The 14,762-nt window shown below is 58.7% G+C and carries 13 protein-coding genes; 9 read left to right on the top strand and 4 right to left on the bottom strand.

Annotation, left to right across the window (positions count from 1 at the left end; all coding sequences use genetic code 11):
- Positions 1–15: 15 nt before the first annotated feature.
- Complete coding sequence (locus HMPREF2808_RS02195; RefSeq protein ID WP_070623446.1) at positions 16–1,929, bottom strand: DIP1281 family NlpC/P60 protein; 1,914 nt, start codon at positions 1,927–1,929, stop codon at positions 16–18.
- 1,363 nt (positions 1,930–3,292) lie between these two features.
- Complete coding sequence (locus HMPREF2808_RS02200) at positions 3,293–3,769, bottom strand: Rv1476 family membrane protein (protein WP_070564515.1); 477 nt, start codon at positions 3,767–3,769, stop codon at positions 3,293–3,295.
- 346 nt (positions 3,770–4,115) lie between these two features.
- Here HMPREF2808_RS02200 and can point away from each other — a divergent pair, with 346 nt between their 5' ends.
- The 5 genes from can (at position 4,116) to HMPREF2808_RS02225 (ending at position 10,150) form a co-directional block, all read left to right on the top strand.
- Positions 4,116–6,932: an aconitate hydratase gene (can, locus tag HMPREF2808_RS02205; RefSeq protein ID WP_210386950.1), complete on the top strand. Its 2,817-nt coding sequence runs from the start codon at positions 4,116–4,118 to the stop codon at positions 6,930–6,932.
- A 170-nt stretch (positions 6,933–7,102) separates the two neighbouring features.
- Entirely contained in the window at positions 7,103–7,675 is a 573-nt protein-coding gene (locus HMPREF2808_RS02210; protein ID WP_070623452.1) for a TetR/AcrR family transcriptional regulator, read from the top strand.
- Positions 7,676–7,956: 281 nt separating this feature from the next.
- Entirely contained in the window at positions 7,957–8,514 is a 558-nt protein-coding gene (locus HMPREF2808_RS02215) for a hypothetical protein (protein WP_246818494.1), read from the top strand.
- Between the two features lie 98 nt (positions 8,515–8,612).
- Complete coding sequence (locus HMPREF2808_RS02220) at positions 8,613–9,395, top strand: hypothetical protein (protein WP_070623458.1); 783 nt, start codon at positions 8,613–8,615, stop codon at positions 9,393–9,395.
- A 257-nt stretch (positions 9,396–9,652) separates the two neighbouring features.
- Positions 9,653–10,150: a hypothetical protein gene (locus HMPREF2808_RS02225; RefSeq protein ID WP_246818495.1), complete on the top strand. Its 498-nt coding sequence runs from the start codon at positions 9,653–9,655 to the stop codon at positions 10,148–10,150.
- On the opposite strand, the gene HMPREF2808_RS02230 is transcribed toward HMPREF2808_RS02225, so the two are convergent.
- On the bottom strand, positions 10,147–10,836 hold the full coding sequence (locus tag HMPREF2808_RS02230; protein ID WP_070596589.1) for an SDR family oxidoreductase: 690 nt from the start codon (positions 10,834–10,836) through the stop codon (positions 10,147–10,149). The genes HMPREF2808_RS02225 and HMPREF2808_RS02230 overlap by 4 nt on opposite strands.
- Positions 10,837–10,914: 78 nt before the next feature.
- On the opposite strand from HMPREF2808_RS02230, the gene HMPREF2808_RS02235 reads away from it, so the two are divergent.
- From HMPREF2808_RS02235 to HMPREF2808_RS02250, 4 genes are all read left to right on the top strand, one after another.
- A complete protein-coding gene (locus tag HMPREF2808_RS02235) occupies positions 10,915–11,184 on the top strand; it encodes an ACT domain-containing protein (protein ID WP_070524521.1) in 270 nt (89 codons plus the stop codon).
- A 15-nt stretch (positions 11,185–11,199) separates the two neighbouring features.
- The gene (locus HMPREF2808_RS02240; RefSeq protein ID WP_070564503.1) at positions 11,200–12,564 is read left to right on the top strand and encodes a PFL family protein; all 1,365 of its coding nucleotides are present in this window, start codon (positions 11,200–11,202) and stop codon (positions 12,562–12,564) included.
- 72 nt (positions 12,565–12,636) lie between these two features.
- Positions 12,637–13,326, top strand: a complete 690-nt coding sequence (locus HMPREF2808_RS02245) for a MerR family transcriptional regulator (protein ID WP_070596577.1) — start codon at positions 12,637–12,639, stop codon at positions 13,324–13,326.
- Between the two features lie 184 nt (positions 13,327–13,510).
- Positions 13,511–13,906 carry a hypothetical protein gene (locus HMPREF2808_RS02250; protein WP_232755675.1) on the top strand — a complete coding sequence of 132 codons (396 nt, stop codon included), beginning with the start codon at positions 13,511–13,513 and terminating at the stop codon, positions 13,904–13,906.
- 30 nt (positions 13,907–13,936) lie between these two features.
- Here HMPREF2808_RS02250 and HMPREF2808_RS02255 read toward each other — a convergent pair whose 3' ends face one another.
- On the bottom strand, positions 13,937–14,674 hold the full coding sequence (locus HMPREF2808_RS02255) for a DUF2785 domain-containing protein (protein WP_070524248.1): 738 nt from the start codon (positions 14,672–14,674) through the stop codon (positions 13,937–13,939).
- Positions 14,675–14,762: the final 88 nt, after the last annotated feature.

The raw sequence follows: 14,762 nt of genomic DNA on the forward strand, positions 1-14,762 counted from the left end.
TAGCAACGGGCTGAACTAGATCAGTCGCACGGCATAGGGTGCCATGCCGGCTTGTCGTACTGGGGAGATGCTGACGTTTTGACCGGACTGCGGAGCTTCGACCATGGTGCCGTCACCAAGATAGATTGCCACGTGCTGATTTCCGCTCGGCCCGTAGAAGACTAGGTCGCCTCGCTGCATCTCGCTCGGGGAAATCTTGGTTCCCTTCTGATACTGGTAGCCGGTGTAATGCGGCAGGGAAATGCCGACGCCAGCAAAGGCATAGAGCACCAGCCCAGAACAATCAAAGCCGACCTTGTTGTAGTCGCCATAAGAGTCAGCGACGCCGCCGTCACGAATGCCCTGCGTAGGACCGTTGGCATCGCCACCACCCCAGGCATAGGGAACTCCCACCTGAGACGTTGCGCGCTCGATGACGGTCTCGATCTTTGCTTCGCGGGAGGCATCGCCCAGTGAAGCGGATGCCTTCTTCGTCACGCTATCGGTGGTGTCAAGTTCCTCCAGGACACCGGAGACATCGGACTCAAGGGAATCCTCGTCATCAGTTGCGTTCGCTGACTCGCTATCGGACGCAGCCGTGGAATCCGACGCTTCCCCAGTGCTGTCTTGCCCACCCTGGAGGGCAAAGAGCTTGGAAGAGCCTTCCGCCAGAGCATCGATTTCCTCTTGGCTCAAGCTGTTATTGTGGTCCGGCTGAGATGCGGCCACCATCGAGGCCACCGTTCCCACCGCTTCAATGCCAAGCGCAACGGTTTCAGCATCGATCCCGTTCGGATCGAAAGAGCTGGAGCTCCCGCCCTGGGAGTTCTCGGCGTTCTCTTCAGAGGAGCTGGCCGTGCTTGTCGACGACAACTCTTGCACGTTCGGATCGGAAGCCACAGTGCTTGCGGCGCTAGAGAGCTCTTCCAAATCATCAGCATCGGCAGAAGCCGTCGACGGCTGCGATTGAAGCGTGGGGTTCTGTGCCTCAGAGGTGGAGGGGCCGGCCACGGTGGACGCTGTGGGCTCGGAGGTCGGCTCCGAGCTGGCCGGTGTCGAATGCCCCGCAGCGGACGGCGAGGATACCGTCGATGGGTCGTGGGCAGGAGTCGTGGCACTAGACTCGGAAGGACCCTGTACATCATTAGTCCCGGCCCGATCCTTGACCTTAGATCCAGCTGTTGGGCTTGACACATTTTCTCGGTCCAGGCCCTTGGCTTGATTTAGTGCCTTGTGAAGAGATGAGAGTTGAGAGAGTAGGTCCTCGCGTTCGGACGTAGATTCCTCAATCGAAGCCTCGGACGCGGAGAGTTGCTCGCGCGCGGCAGCCTCGGCATCGGCCGCCCGGTCCGCACGTTCCTCGGCCAGTTGTTGGGTCTTCCGCAGCTGGGATTCCTTGTTCGCCTTTTCCGTGCGCTGCTTCTCCAAGTCGCTAACGACGGCCTGCTGCTTCTCGGACTGCGAGCGAAGGTAGGACTGGCGCTCCAGCATGTCCGAACGCGCGTCTTTTCCTGCCGCATGGGAGACGGCATCGGAAGTATTGGCTCGGCGGTAGGCGGAACGGGAGACCTCATCCAGCTTGGCCTGGGCATCGGCGACATCCGCTTGTGCGTCGTCAAGCTGCTCGCGCGCCGTCGTTGTTCCTTGGCGCGCTTGGTTTGCCTTAGTGCGGGCGTCGTTGAGATCGACCAGCGCACGGTTGACGGTTTCGCGCTGCGCACCTATGGAGGCTTCCGCTTGTGCGATGCGCTCCTCAATCTGGGCGATTGCGCCCGCGAGATCTGCGATGGATGGGTTGTCGGAGGATAGCAGGGATTTGATGTTGATCTGCTCAGGTTCCGCAGCCACTGCAGGAGTGAGCGCGGAGACAGTAGACAAGGCGGCGGTGGTCGCTATGGCAGCGCACGCTGCCTTAAAGCGCCGAAAGCCGAAAGATGATGTGGTGGCCACGAGGGTTATCTCCTAGACACCTACCCGGAGATGTCACGCATGTTGCGTAGACGCGCTTGCCGGACATCGAGACCTGGAGGCGACGAGTTGGACGAGCAAAAGAAACAGCGGTGTGTACGTAGCTAGTCTCGCCTTCAAGCAGGATGAGGCGGCAATCGATTTCCTAATGGGAATAGTGGACTTAATAAGGCTTGCGCCCGGAATTGACCGGGATACGCGAACGCGGCTTGCCTCTGAAGAGCTCTTTGCTCTCTACGCCACTAAATGCCGAATTGACGGGGCGGCATTTTCTCTTATGGAGGCGGCAGGAAACCTGCGGGGCGTCTGGCGTGTGCACCAACATCACGTCGAACCGTGCGTCATAGCTAGCCACATTGCACTCTCATGGTGCTCGCTGGGCTCACGGAGAGCGGCGCCGAGTGTGGCTGCACGATCCGACGACGAAGGGACACACACCCATATTCAGGCTCGAGGTCCTGCGTCGGTTCCTCCTCGCTCGGCGCCGCGCTCGTGGAGGGCACTTCCGCGGTCCTTAGTGGCGCACGCGTAAGCACTCACAGCTGGCACCCAACCGGAAACCGATGGAACTCATGGCCATCACAGCCCTCGATGAGGGCGTGCGAATGAAGTGTATGAAGCCTCTTCCACTCGGGAGGTAGGTGTTTCGATATCTAAAAGGTTGAACACTGGTACCGACTGCGTCGAGAAAACTGCATTGCTACGCGCATCGCTGGCGCGGTGCGACGGTCATCCACCAGGCGGTGAACCCCAACGGTCCTCTTCGCTCGGGGCGTGCTTCCCCACATACCCGTGCGACAAATCAGTTGAGAGTCAAGGCTTGGTCCATGAACGTATGGAGCAATAGTCAACCCGTGAGTCGATACGTGAACCATACGTCACCGACACGCCATCTCGCACACTTTTCCCATCTTTCACATCAGCCACGGAAAACCACAAGGCGTTACAGGCGCACCTAACCTGCAATGACTTTGTTATCAATGTGTGACTGTGACGTTGCTCACTCTCCCCCGGAGTGCAAACCTCTTCCCCTTGACTATCGCTGTGGATTGCGGCCCTGGGGCTGCCGCAGAAGCTCCGATTGCTCCCAGCGGAACCTGTCTTCTGGGGTGCAGGAAACGCTCCATTTCGGGACTGGAGAGAACCGAAGTATTCGTCGACTTAAGGTGCCTGTGCGGCATCCGATGTGGTCGCTGTGCGAGCCGTATTCCTAGGCCCCTTGCGTACCTCTCAACCACTCCCCCGTTGCAAAAGTCAAGGCTTAGTGGTTGATACTAGCCACTTCCCTACCCCTGCGGTAGGTACGGCGCATGTTTAGTGGAATGCTCGCGGCGGCCTCGATTGCTTAGTTTCTGACCGTGTCAGCCTTCCGTGTGGCGGCTCGAAATCCCGCCCAGCCCGCAACTGCCGCTACGCAGAAAAACAGTGTCAAGATTGTCAGCCATGGCGCTGAAAAATGATCTGCAGTTGCATAGAAATCATTCAGCAAAGTTACCTGATCGAGTCCAGTTGGCAGCGAATCCTCGGCTGCCTCAATGGATGCCCGATCATAAGAATTACTGACTGCGGACACCCGCATTGGCGCCTGGAGAATCACGGTATCGAGTCCCGTTTGTTCTTGAAGGGTTGTCGCCAGGTCGCGTAGATCTGGAATCTTGTCGGGGAAGACATCTACCACTGCGATGCCATGGTTGGGCTGGAGGGAGTCTGCGATGCGGGCCTGGAGGTCGTCGTCTAGCGCCAGCTCTGGGTTGGAGAACGCTACACCGTCGACCGAGAGCTGATCTGCAATGTCGTCTACATCTACGCCCGCCGGGATCATCCGCCACTCCTTAATCTCTATGGCCGTTAATGCTTGGTGGCACAGTCTTCTGCCCAAACACGATTCGGAGGTTTGTCCCCCGGATTCCCGATCGAGCCTAAACCTCGGAATGTGGGCGAGGCCGGCGACTCGCCGCTACCCCCGAAATGTAGGAAACAGAACGCCCGTACTGTTATGCTGGTGTCGACCGAGGGTTCTTGCATCTACAATAGATACGGAACATTCGCGTTCTGAGATCGCCGATACACCTGGCTCCATGTGGTTGCTTGGGCATATCGGCAAATTCGATGAACCTTCGACCAGTGTTCGATAACCCACAAGCGAAAAGCAAGGAATGGAGCTCCTTATGACTGAAAGCCTGAACTCCTTCGGCGCCAAGAAGACTCTTGAGGTCAACGGTAAGTCCTATGACTACTTTGACATCAATGCAGTCGAGGGCCTGGAGAAGCTTCCTTACTCCCTCAAGGTCCTGGCTGAGAACCAGCTGCGCTACGAGGACGGGAAGAACGTAACCAAGGATCACATTAACGCTTTGGCCAACTGGGATCCGTCCGCTGAGCCGGATACCGAGATCCAGTTCACCCCGGCCCGCGTTCTGATGCAGGACTTCACCGGCGTCCCCTGCGTGGTCGACTTGGCAACCATGCGTGAGGCTATCGCCGCCCTCGGCGGCAAGCCGGACCAGGTGAACCCGCTCAACCCGGCCGAGATGGTTATTGACCACTCCGTCATCGTCGAGGCTTTCGGCTCCACCGAGGCCCTGGAGAAGAATGTTGAGATCGAGTACGAGCGCAACCAGGAGCGTTACCAGTTCCTGCGCTGGGGTGCCGAGAACTTCTCCAACTTCCGCGTTGTTCCTCCGGGAACCGGTATTGTCCACCAGGTCAACATTGAGTACCTTTCCCGCGTGGTCTTCGACAACGATGGTGTTGCCTACCCGGATACCTGTATTGGTACCGACTCCCATACCACCATGGAAAACGGCCTGGGCATCCTGGGCTGGGGCGTTGGCGGCATCGAGGCCGAGGCTGCAATGCTGGGGCAGCCGGTGTCCATGCTGATCCCGCGCGTCGTGGGCTTCAAGCTCACCGGCGAGATTCCGACCGGCGTGACCGCTACCGACGTGGTGCTGACCATCACCGAGATGCTGCGCCAGCACGGTGTGGTTCAGAAGTTTGTTGAGTTCTACGGCAACGGTGTGAAGTCCGTGCCGCTGGCTAACCGCGCCACCATCGGTAACATGTCCCCCGAGTTCGGTTCCACCGCTGCGATCTTCCCGATCGACGAGGAGACCATCAAGTACCTCGAGCTCACCGGCCGTCCGCAGGAGCAGATCGACCGCGTCGAGGCTTATGCCAAGGCTCAGGGCATGTGGCTCGAGCAGGACGCTCCGGAGGCACAGTACTCCGAGTACCTCGAGCTGGATCTGTCCACTGTTAAGCCGTCCATCGCCGGCCCGAAGCGCCCGCAGGACCGCATTCTCCTCTCTGAGGCAAAGGAGCAGTTCCGTAAGGATCTGCCGACCTACGCTTCCGGCGAGGTTGTTGCAGACGAGTCCACCATCGAGGCAAAGCGCATGACCTCCGAGGGTGGCGACGAGAATGCTCTCGTCGACGTTACCGGTGGCCTGAACAAGTCCCGTGCAGGCGAAGGCGAGTCCGCCGCCAAGGGCGGCTCCGGCCGCCAGTCCAACCCGGTTACCGTCACCTCCCCGAACGGTGGCGAGTACACCCTGGACCACGGCATGGTTGCTATCGCTTCCATTACCTCCTGCACCAACACCTCTAACCCGTCCGTCATGGTTGGCGCTGGCCTCATCGCACGTAAGGCTGCTGAAAAGGGCCTGAAGTCCAAGCCGTGGGTCAAGACCATTTGTGCCCCGGGTTCCCAGGTTGTTGACGGCTACTTCCAGCGCGCAGACCTCTGGAAGGATCTGGAGGCGCTTGGCTTCTACCTCTCCGGCTTCGGCTGCACCACCTGTATCGGTAACTCCGGCCCGCTGCCGGAGGAAATCTCCAACGCCATCAACGAGCATGATCTGGCTGCTACCGCGGTGCTGTCCGGCAACCGTAACTTTGAGGGCCGCATCTCCCCGGACGTCAAGATGAACTACTTGGCCTCCCCCATCATGGTCATTGCATACGCTATTGCTGGCACCATGGACTTCGATTTCGAGACTCAGGCGCTGGGTCAGGATCAGGACGGCAACGATGTCTTCCTCAAGGACATCTGGCCTTCCCCGAAGGAGATCGAGGACACCATCCAGCAAGCCATCTCCCGCGAGCTCTACGAGGCTGACTACGCCGACGTGTTCAAGGGTGACGACGCATGGCGCAACCTGGACGTTCCGGAGGGCGAGACCTTCAAGTGGAACGAGGATTCCACCTACATCCGCAAGGCACCGTACTTTGACGGCATGCCGACTGAGCCGGAGCCCGTTCAGGACATCAAGGGCGCTCGCGTCCTTGCTAAGCTCGGTGACTCCGTGACCACCGACCACATCTCCCCGGCTTCCTCCATTAAGCCGGGTACCCCGGCCGCTCAGTACTTGGATGCCAACGGTGTGGAGCGCCAGGACTACAACTCCCTCGGTTCCCGTCGCGGTAACCACGAGGTCATGATGCGCGGTACCTTCGCCAACATCCGCCTCCAGAACCAGCTGGTCGACGTCGCCGGTGGCTACACCCGTGACTTCACCCAGGAGGGCGCACCGCAAGCCTTCATCTTCGATGCCTGCGAGAACTACAAGGCAGCCGACATTCCGCTGGTTGTCCTTGCTGGTAAGGAGTACGGCACCGGTTCCTCCCGTGACTGGGCTGCTAAGGGCACCAACCTGCTTGGCGTGAAGGCTGTCATCACTGAGTCCTTCGAGCGTATTCACCGCTCGAACCTCATTGGCATGGGCGTCATCCCGCTGCAGTTCCCGGAGGGCGAGTCCCACGAGTCCCTGGGCTTGGATGGCACCGAGACCTTCGATATCGACGGCATCGCAGCCCTCAACGAGGGCGGCATTCCGAAGACGGTCCACGTGACCGCCACCAAGGAGTCCGGCGAGACCGTTGAGTTCGATGCCAAGGTTCGCATCGACACACCTGGTGAGGCCGACTACTACCGCCACGGCGGCATTCTGCAGTTCGTTCTGCGCCAGATGGTCAAGGCCTAAATCAGCCTTGTCCGACATGCGGGGTAGCCAACAATGGGCATCCCCCGCATAGCTAGGCAGGAGGCCAGCTAGCAACAAGGAGTGCTGGCTGGCCTTTCTGTTTCCTAACCATTAACTACTTCTATCCCCCGTCTATCCACCGCCGTGCTTTAAGGAGCGAGATTCCAGCCATGCCAATTATGAGCGACTCTGAACTTCATCGCCGCCGCAATGACATCTTGGTTGGTGCTCGAAAGTGTTTTGCTGAGCACGGCTATGACGGGGCTACAGTTCGCCGCCTTGAAGAAGCCACCGGTAAATCGCGGGGCGCAATCTTTCACCACTTCGGCGATAAGGAGTCCCTCTTCCTTGCCTTGGCACGCGAAGACGCCGCCCGCGAAGCTGAGGTCGTTGCCAACAACGGTCTGGTTGAGGTCATGAGTGAAATGCTGCGCCACCCGGAGCGCCATGACTGGCTGGCCACGCGCCTTGCCGTCACCTCGATGCTGCGCACCGATCCCTCTTTCGCCGCGCGCTGGCACGAAGAACAGCAGGTTCTGGATAAGGCAGTCCGCGCCCGCTTGGAGTCCAACGCCGAAAAGGGGCGCATGCGAGACGACGTCTCCATCGACACTCTCGTGACATATCTTGAAACCTTTATGGACGGTTTTATCAACCGCCTAGCGCTCGGGGACACGAAGAATCTAGAGCAGGTTTTGGATTTGGTTGAGCAATCGATTCGCGGCTCCCGCGCCGAGCACTAACTGCTCAACGCTCGTTGTGGAGTGTGATTGACGCTACACTGTGGCGCATGGACCATACTCCCCTACAGCTTCCGCGGACGCAGTGCAGAATCAGCTTAAAGGCTACGCCGCGGCTTGCACCGAAAGAACAGCGCGCCCACGATGCTCAGCCGAACCCGAGAATAGATAGTTCAGGGCTCCGCGAGGTCATCGAGGAGGCAGGGCCTCAGCCAGGGCGCCTCACGTTCAGGGAAGTCTCCGTCTGGGCATTTATCGGTATGGTTGGGCTGCTTATGTGTACCATGTCGTTTTCATTCTTCGCTGGTGGCTTTGGTCCTCCGCGAGTCAGCTTCTCAGACGTAGGTATATTTGCGCTGATCCCAGTCATTATTTGTTTCGTCAGCCTGGTGTTTTTCGTTATAGGTCTACGGAATATTCTCAAGGAAGTCGGTAACGCGCGGCGTCTGCGAACTGCGTGGCGCAACGGCTGGGTCGAATACCGTCCCGCTCTCATCGGTGAGTTGGTTTACCTACGCAGCAAGACCGAAGGTCCCGAAGACCGTGAACGGACCTATTTCTATTACTCGGCGCCCCTTTTGCTCCTTCAGCCAGATGGCAGACTAGCGAAGGCCATGTCCGGTGAGTTCCGCGCTGCGAATCCAAACTGGCTGAGATCACGGGGCGCCGCGCTCGCTGAGGGCTCCCGGCTAGCAACCGTGGATACCGCGCACAATAATGGATGGACCGTCGCGGCTTACCGCGCTGATGGATCAAGTTCGGAGGCGGAACTATCCAGCGGTCTCACCAGCGGCCAACTTGATGCCGTGCTCCAATTCGCTGAACAGCGGTGGGTGCGCTAGCTCTCCCAATTAAGACTGAGTTCCTTCCGTGGGGGGCTAGTCCCCAGCCGCCGATGGTCACCGAGAAAATGGAGACCACGACCATTAAGCTGTGATCCATGACTCACTCGCCTTTGCAGCTGCCCCGCACTCCGCTGAAGCTTCCTTCCTCAAGTGCAGGATCCCTCGCGCCTAAGGATTTGAAGGATCACGATCAGCAACCCAACCCAAACACGGATCGCAGCGGCATCCGCGAGGCTATTAATAGCGTCGGGTCTCCGATCGGCCAATCCAATCTCGGCATGGTCATCGTTGCTTCCTTTTTCATCTTCATTGGCGGCTCAGCGCTACTCTTCTCGGTGGCTCACACGATCTTTATATCAGTCCTGTTTCCCGGAGCCGGCGGTACGATTGGGAATATTCCGATAGCCAGCCTTATCACTGGAGCTGCAGCCCTCGTGTTCGTCTTCGTTGGAATCTTGATTTTGCGGGGGCGATTGGGAGCCACAACAAGGCTTCGCACCGCGTGGGCGAATGGCTGGATTGAGTACCGCCCCGCACTGATCGGCGAGCTGACCTATAGGCGCCGCGTTGATTACGACGACAGTACCGACTTTTACTACACCGCCCCGATACTGATCTTGCAACCGGACGGCTCATTGACGAAAAGCATGACCGAAGAATTCATTGCTCCAAACCCGAACTGGCTGAAGCTGCGTGGCCGGCTGCTTGCCGACGGGCCCCTCGTCGCCACCGTGGACTTCAACCACAACAACGGATGGGGCGTGGTGGGTTACCGGGCAGATGCAGATAAACCGCAGCCAGAACTGCAGAATGGTCTGCGCAAAAAGAACATTGAAGCAGCACTGTCTTTTGCAGAGCGGAACTGGGTAAGAAGTTAGTGATAAGAATGTCTGACCACGCTTTAGCACCATTCGACTTCCCGGAACACCACTACTCCGAGAGGCTCATTCCCCGCACTCGGCGTTCTGTGTCCGCCCCGAACTTGAGATCAAGCACATCTAGTATTGTTCGCGCGATCGCCGCGGCTGGGCCACTCCCAGGCGGCGCCACACCTGAATGGCGAAGCCTACGGAACAACCTCATCGCGGCGGTAGTGGGCCTTGCTATCGCACTATCAGCCTTTATCGGCGAAGATATGTCTATTAGTTCCGGATGGCAGGGATTGGCCGTTGCGGTCTTTGTCCTCTTCCTCGCCGTGGCGGCCGGTCGAAACATTCGAGTAATTCGGAGCTCTACGTGGGGTGCTCGCCGTCTACGGACGGCGTCGGAAAATGGGTGGATCGAGTACTACCCCGCGCTGCTTAGTGAGATCTGGCAAACAGGTCGACACGTGCCGCACGCTGATCCCACCGAGTACTACTACAAGGCGAAAGTACGCATTTTCCTTCCAGATGGCACAGTTCAAGAAATCATCAGCGATGAGTTTGAGTCCCACACTTCTCCCCGCTCCTTCCGGGAGCAGGGTGTGGCCGTGGTACGGTTCCAAAGCCAAGCGATATTCAAGCACCCCACAGGGTGGTATATCGCGGCCCACCTGTCCACAAAGCCACTTCGTTATGCGAGCCTCCATCACCAACTGAGCAGAGAGCAAGTTATCGCAGCGCTTGACGCGGCGGCATCCGCTCGATTTTAGATATCCTTCACGCTGCCATCGCCATCGATGAACTCTAGCGGCGAGGCTGGGAAGCTTTCGCGGCCGGCGACCTCGGTGACCACCTCAGCGACAAGCTCTCGGGAGGTTGTCAGCTTACCGGTGCGCTCTGCGTCCTTATCTAGCACGGTGATGCCGCGCGAAGGCTCCTCCGTCAGGGCTGCCGGGCCAAGGATGAGGTAATTGAGGTCGGTGGAATTGAGCTTGTTGTCCACCTCCTTCTTCGACTCCACGTAGGCGTACCACTTCTCATCCGCAGGATCGGTCGTGTTCTCCGTGGCACCCATGTAGGAAATCGTGATGTAGGCGGGAGTGTTCTTGCCCTCGGCAGAAAGCTTTTCCAGACCCGCAATAGATGCCAGCGCCGCATCACGGTCGACCGCCCACGTCACCTCCGCACCAGCACGGCCACCATTTCCGGCGCCCCACACGACGACGTCATACTCGCTCAAAAGTGCAGCCCAGTCCTCAACAGAAAGCTCGGTGAGATCGCGAACCACCGCGGCGGCACCGAGGGCCTCAATATCAGAGACCTGGTCCGGGTTGCGGATGAGGGAATGGACGGTGAGGTTGGCGTCGACAAGCTTGGGCGCCGCCAAAAGCCCAACCTTGCCGTGGCCGCCGATGTACAGAACCTTCTTGCGCGTAGTTGTTGTCGTATCAGTCATGTGCGCCACCGTACGCGCCGGCTCGCTATCCTGCATGACCCCAGGGCAGCATGAAAACCCACGGGCTACAATCAAATTATGATCGCCATCATGACTGTTACCGGTGTTGATAACACCGGAATTATCTCTGCCGTTTCCACCGCCCTCGCTGAGCTCAAGATCAACATCGTTGACGTCTCGCAGACCCTCATGTCTGGGTACTTCACGATGATCCTGCGCGTCGAATTCGATGAGAATGAAGTCAGCATCCAGCAGATTCAGGAGCGGATGAACACCGTCGGTGAGTCCATCAAGCAATCCATTCGTGTGCAGTCGGAAGCACTGTTCACCGCCATGAATGAAATTTAGGAGCGAGAATCAGTCATGCTTAATCGCTTCAACACCGTCAGTATTCTCGACACCATCGAGATGATCGAGAAATACCGCCTCGATATCCGCACCGTCACCATGGGGATCTCGCTGCTCGGCTGCACGCGCTCCACCATGGAAGCTACCGCAGAGGCCGTTTATGATCGCGTGACCACCCGGGCGGCTCAGCTCGTGGAAGTCTGCGAAGGGATCGAGGCCGAGCTCGGCATCCCGATCGTCAACAAACGTATTTCCGTCACTCCGATCTCACTTATCGTGGCTGGCGTAGAAGGAAACCCCGTCGACGTCGCCCGTGCACTGGATCGCGCCGCTGAGACGACAGGTGTTAACTTCGTCGGCGGCTACTCCGCATTGGTTGAAAAGGGTGCCACCACTGCGGAGAAGACACTCATCCGCTCTATCCCGGAAGCGCTGGCTGAGACCAACCTGGTGTGTTCCTCGGTGAATATCGCATCCTCGCGCGCCGGCATCAACATGAACGCCGCAGCGCAGATGGGACGCATCATCAAGGAAGCTGCCGAACTCACCAAGGACCGCAGCGCCATCGGCTGTGCGAAGCTCGTGATCTTCTCCAACTCCGTGGGCGATAACCCCTTCATGGCCGGTGCCTTCCACGGTATCGAGGAACCGGACTGCGTTGTCTCCGTCGGTGTGTCTGGGCCGGGTGTTGTCGACCGTGCTCTCGGATCCCTGGAGGGCGCCACCCTTAATGAAGTCGCCGAGGAGGTCAAGAAGGCCGCCTTCAAGGTCACGCGTGCCGGACAGCTCGTTGGTTCGATGGCCTCGGAGCGCCTCGGGGTACCCTTTGGCATCATTGACCTCTCCCTAGCTCCCACTGCCGAGCTGGGAGATTCCGTCGCGCACATCCTGGAGCACATGGGTCTGGATCAGGTGGGCACGCACGGAACGACGGCAGCCCTCGCACTGCTTAACGACGCCGTCAAGAAGGGCGGCATGATGGCCTGCTCCCGCGTGGGCGGTCTGTCTGGTTCCTTCATCCCGGTTTCGGAAGACAAGGGCATGATCGATGCGGTGCGCACCGGCGCTATTTCCATCGACAAGCTGGAGGCCATGACCTCCATCTGCTCGGTGGGCTTGGACATGATCGCCATTCCGGGCGATACTTCTGCGGAAACTATTGCCGGCATGATCGCTGATGAAGCCGCCATCGGCGTGATGAATCATAAGACGACCGCCGTGCGCGTTATCCCCGCCCCGGGAACCAAAGCTGGCGATGAGGTCAATTTCGGCGGCTTGCTCGGCTATGCTCCGGTCATTCCGGTCAATGAGGTGGGCAACTCCACCTTCATCAACCGCGGTGGCTTCATCCCGGCGCCGGTGCACGGCTTCCGAAACTAAGACCTCAGCAACTCGGATTAGTTTTCACCAAGCACTTGACCCTCACACCATGTGAGGGTTTAGTTTTGTCCTATGAAGATATCGGACGTCGCCGCGGTCGCTGGATGCTCAGTTCGTTCTGTACGACATTTACACGAGACGGGCGCGGTTCCTGAACCCGCCCGCACCAGCGGGAACTACCGCGACTATTCTGTTTCTGACTTGGCTTCGGTGCTGCGCGCGCGGGCGCTGATCGACGCCGGTGTCCCCGTCGCCGACGTAAATCTGCCGGATGCTATCGATCGTTCATTTGGCGTGCTCGACGAGCGCATCGCTCGGCTCAAGAACCAACGTGAACGCTTACGCGCCCTTGCCCAAGCACCCAACGGGACTCCACGAGACATCCGCGAATCACTCAAAGAGGCGATCCATGATCCCGCGATGCTGCAGCTCGAGCTTGATTCTTGGGATCTGATGGCGCTGTGTGGTGTCGCGACGGAAGGAACCTGGCAACAATTGCGCGAGAACCTTGAAGATGCCGAATGTTTGAGAGTTCTCCGCGAGGTTGAATCGCTATGGCGAAAACTGGGTGCATTGTCCCCGAATGATCGCGAGGTCACGGTAATCGTCGCCAAGCTGCAGCATTTAGGCGAACGTGGCCTCATGCGGGGAATCTATCCTACGTTGCGCCCAGGTAAGGTCCCGCTGAGTGCCACCGATGCACCGACTACCGGTGCACAGGGCAGAGCGCTCGCGGTACTGGCGGGAGCGCCACATGGATAGGATAAGGAGATTCCTCGGAAAACATCCTGGATTCCGATTGGCAAGGTATGAACTTAGCCTCTACCGCGATTTGTGGCTTTGGATACGCGGCGAGACTTTGCTCCCCGCTGGTGCTCAGGCACTTCCCCACCCTCCGGGCAGGCTGCAAATGCTTGGGTTTGTCACCGCGGTGTTGGTGGTTGAAATGGTAGTCGTCCACCTGATTCTCCCCGCAGGTGCGGTTCGGGTTGTGGCGCTACTACTGTCGCTGTGGGCCATCATTTTCGTGTGGGGGTTGATTGCCGCTGAGCGCATTCGCCCCAGTTATATCTCCGACGATGCTACCGTTCTGCGGCGCGGAAGAACTGTCTTCGCTGAGATACCAACTGCCATTGTGCAGCACAAGAGCGTTGACCGCAGTTTTGCCTCAGCGGTTGAAATACGCGATGGCGAGCTGACAGTAGGCGGCCCCGCAGGCACGGACGCCCTCCTGCAGCTGAGCTCGCCTGTTATGGCCACCCCGGATCGCTATCCTTGGCAGCGGCCCCAGCCGATGGAGGTTGATAGGGTGCGCTTCTTCAGTGCTGCGCGCGAACATTAAATGGCGCTTTCACTGGTGGAAAGAGACTACCTATGCGCCGGCGTTGCGGAGTTTGTCTTCGAGTTCCGCTATTAACGGTAGTGCTAGTTGCGCGCGGTCAACGTCGATTCCCCATTTCTCGGGTTCACTACGCACCATGTGCGCTGTGGCAGTGAGAAAGCGGGCGAAGTTTTCCACTACCGCGCGGTTACCATTGCGTACTCCCTCGTTGAGGACTGTATTGCTCAGGCGCTCAGTCCATATTTCTAGAATGTGCGGCGAGGTGCTCTTAGCAATCGTCGTGCACGCAGCACGCGCCAAGCGTTCTGCCTCATCGTCGTGCCACACTCCCCCTGGGACGCGCAGGCGGCAAGAAATAATTGCCGCGCCTTCCACGGCAGGAATCATCCCCATGCGCACGCAGGTTTCCACGTAGTCCGCGCCGTAGCCGACCGCCATGACGTGTCCGACGTCCTTGACTATGCCACGCGTGTCTTCTTCAGTGACGTACCATGCGCGGAAGGTGAGATAGTCCTCGTAATGAAAGTGGCCAGACTCAGCGAGGACAGTGAGTAAACGCGCGGCCATGACCTTGGTCCACACCTTGTCCGTGCGCAGGTAACCGGTGAGGCGATCCCGAACCTGGTCGATGTGGCCATCCCACTGACCTGACTCAATACCTTCCTTAAGCTCGGCAAAGGCCCAGTCCACACGGACTTCAGGCCGCTTGCTCACTAAACCGGTAAGCAGTGGTTCAATGACAGAATCGAGGGTATCGGTGTGGCTCATGGCTTCAGTCCTCTCCTGCTGCAGCATGGCTGGGGTCGTAGCGCTACTAGACCCTGTGCGTGGGAAGCCGGAAGGACCCAAGAAAAGA

The organism is Corynebacterium sp. HMSC078A10 (genome assembly GCF_001811565.1).
GTDB classification, from domain to species: Bacteria; Actinomycetota; Actinomycetes; order Mycobacteriales; family Mycobacteriaceae; genus Corynebacterium; species Corynebacterium hesseae.

What these genes read in the sequence shown, in the direction of transcription:
- HMPREF2808_RS02230 (WP_070596589.1), bottom strand. Translation starts at nt 10,836, where the DNA reads ATGACTGATACGACAACAACTACGCGCAAGAAGGTTCTGTACATCGGC.
- HMPREF2808_RS02220 (WP_070623458.1), top strand. Translation starts at nt 8,613, where the DNA reads ATGACTCACTCGCCTTTGCAGCTGCCCCGCACTCCGCTGAAGCTTCCT.
- HMPREF2808_RS02235 (WP_070524521.1), top strand. Translation starts at nt 10,915, where the DNA reads ATGATCGCCATCATGACTGTTACCGGTGTTGATAACACCGGAATTATC.
- HMPREF2808_RS02215 (WP_246818494.1), top strand. Translation starts at nt 7,957, where the DNA reads ATGTCGTTTTCATTCTTCGCTGGTGGCTTTGGTCCTCCGCGAGTCAGC.
- can (WP_210386950.1), top strand. Translation starts at nt 4,116, where the DNA reads ATGACTGAAAGCCTGAACTCCTTCGGCGCCAAGAAGACTCTTGAGGTC.
- HMPREF2808_RS02240 (WP_070564503.1), top strand. Translation starts at nt 11,200, where the DNA reads ATGCTTAATCGCTTCAACACCGTCAGTATTCTCGACACCATCGAGATG.
- HMPREF2808_RS02225 (WP_246818495.1), top strand. Translation starts at nt 9,653, where the DNA reads ATGTCTATTAGTTCCGGATGGCAGGGATTGGCCGTTGCGGTCTTTGTC.
- HMPREF2808_RS02245 (WP_070596577.1), top strand. Translation starts at nt 12,637, where the DNA reads ATGAAGATATCGGACGTCGCCGCGGTCGCTGGATGCTCAGTTCGTTCT.
- HMPREF2808_RS02200 (WP_070564515.1), bottom strand. Translation starts at nt 3,769, where the DNA reads ATGATCCCGGCGGGCGTAGATGTAGACGACATTGCAGATCAGCTCTCG.
- HMPREF2808_RS02255 (WP_070524248.1), bottom strand. Translation starts at nt 14,674, where the DNA reads ATGAGCCACACCGATACCCTCGATTCTGTCATTGAACCACTGCTTACC.
- HMPREF2808_RS02210 (WP_070623452.1), top strand. Translation starts at nt 7,103, where the DNA reads ATGCCAATTATGAGCGACTCTGAACTTCATCGCCGCCGCAATGACATC.
- HMPREF2808_RS02250 (WP_232755675.1), top strand. Translation starts at nt 13,511, where the DNA reads ATGGTAGTCGTCCACCTGATTCTCCCCGCAGGTGCGGTTCGGGTTGTG.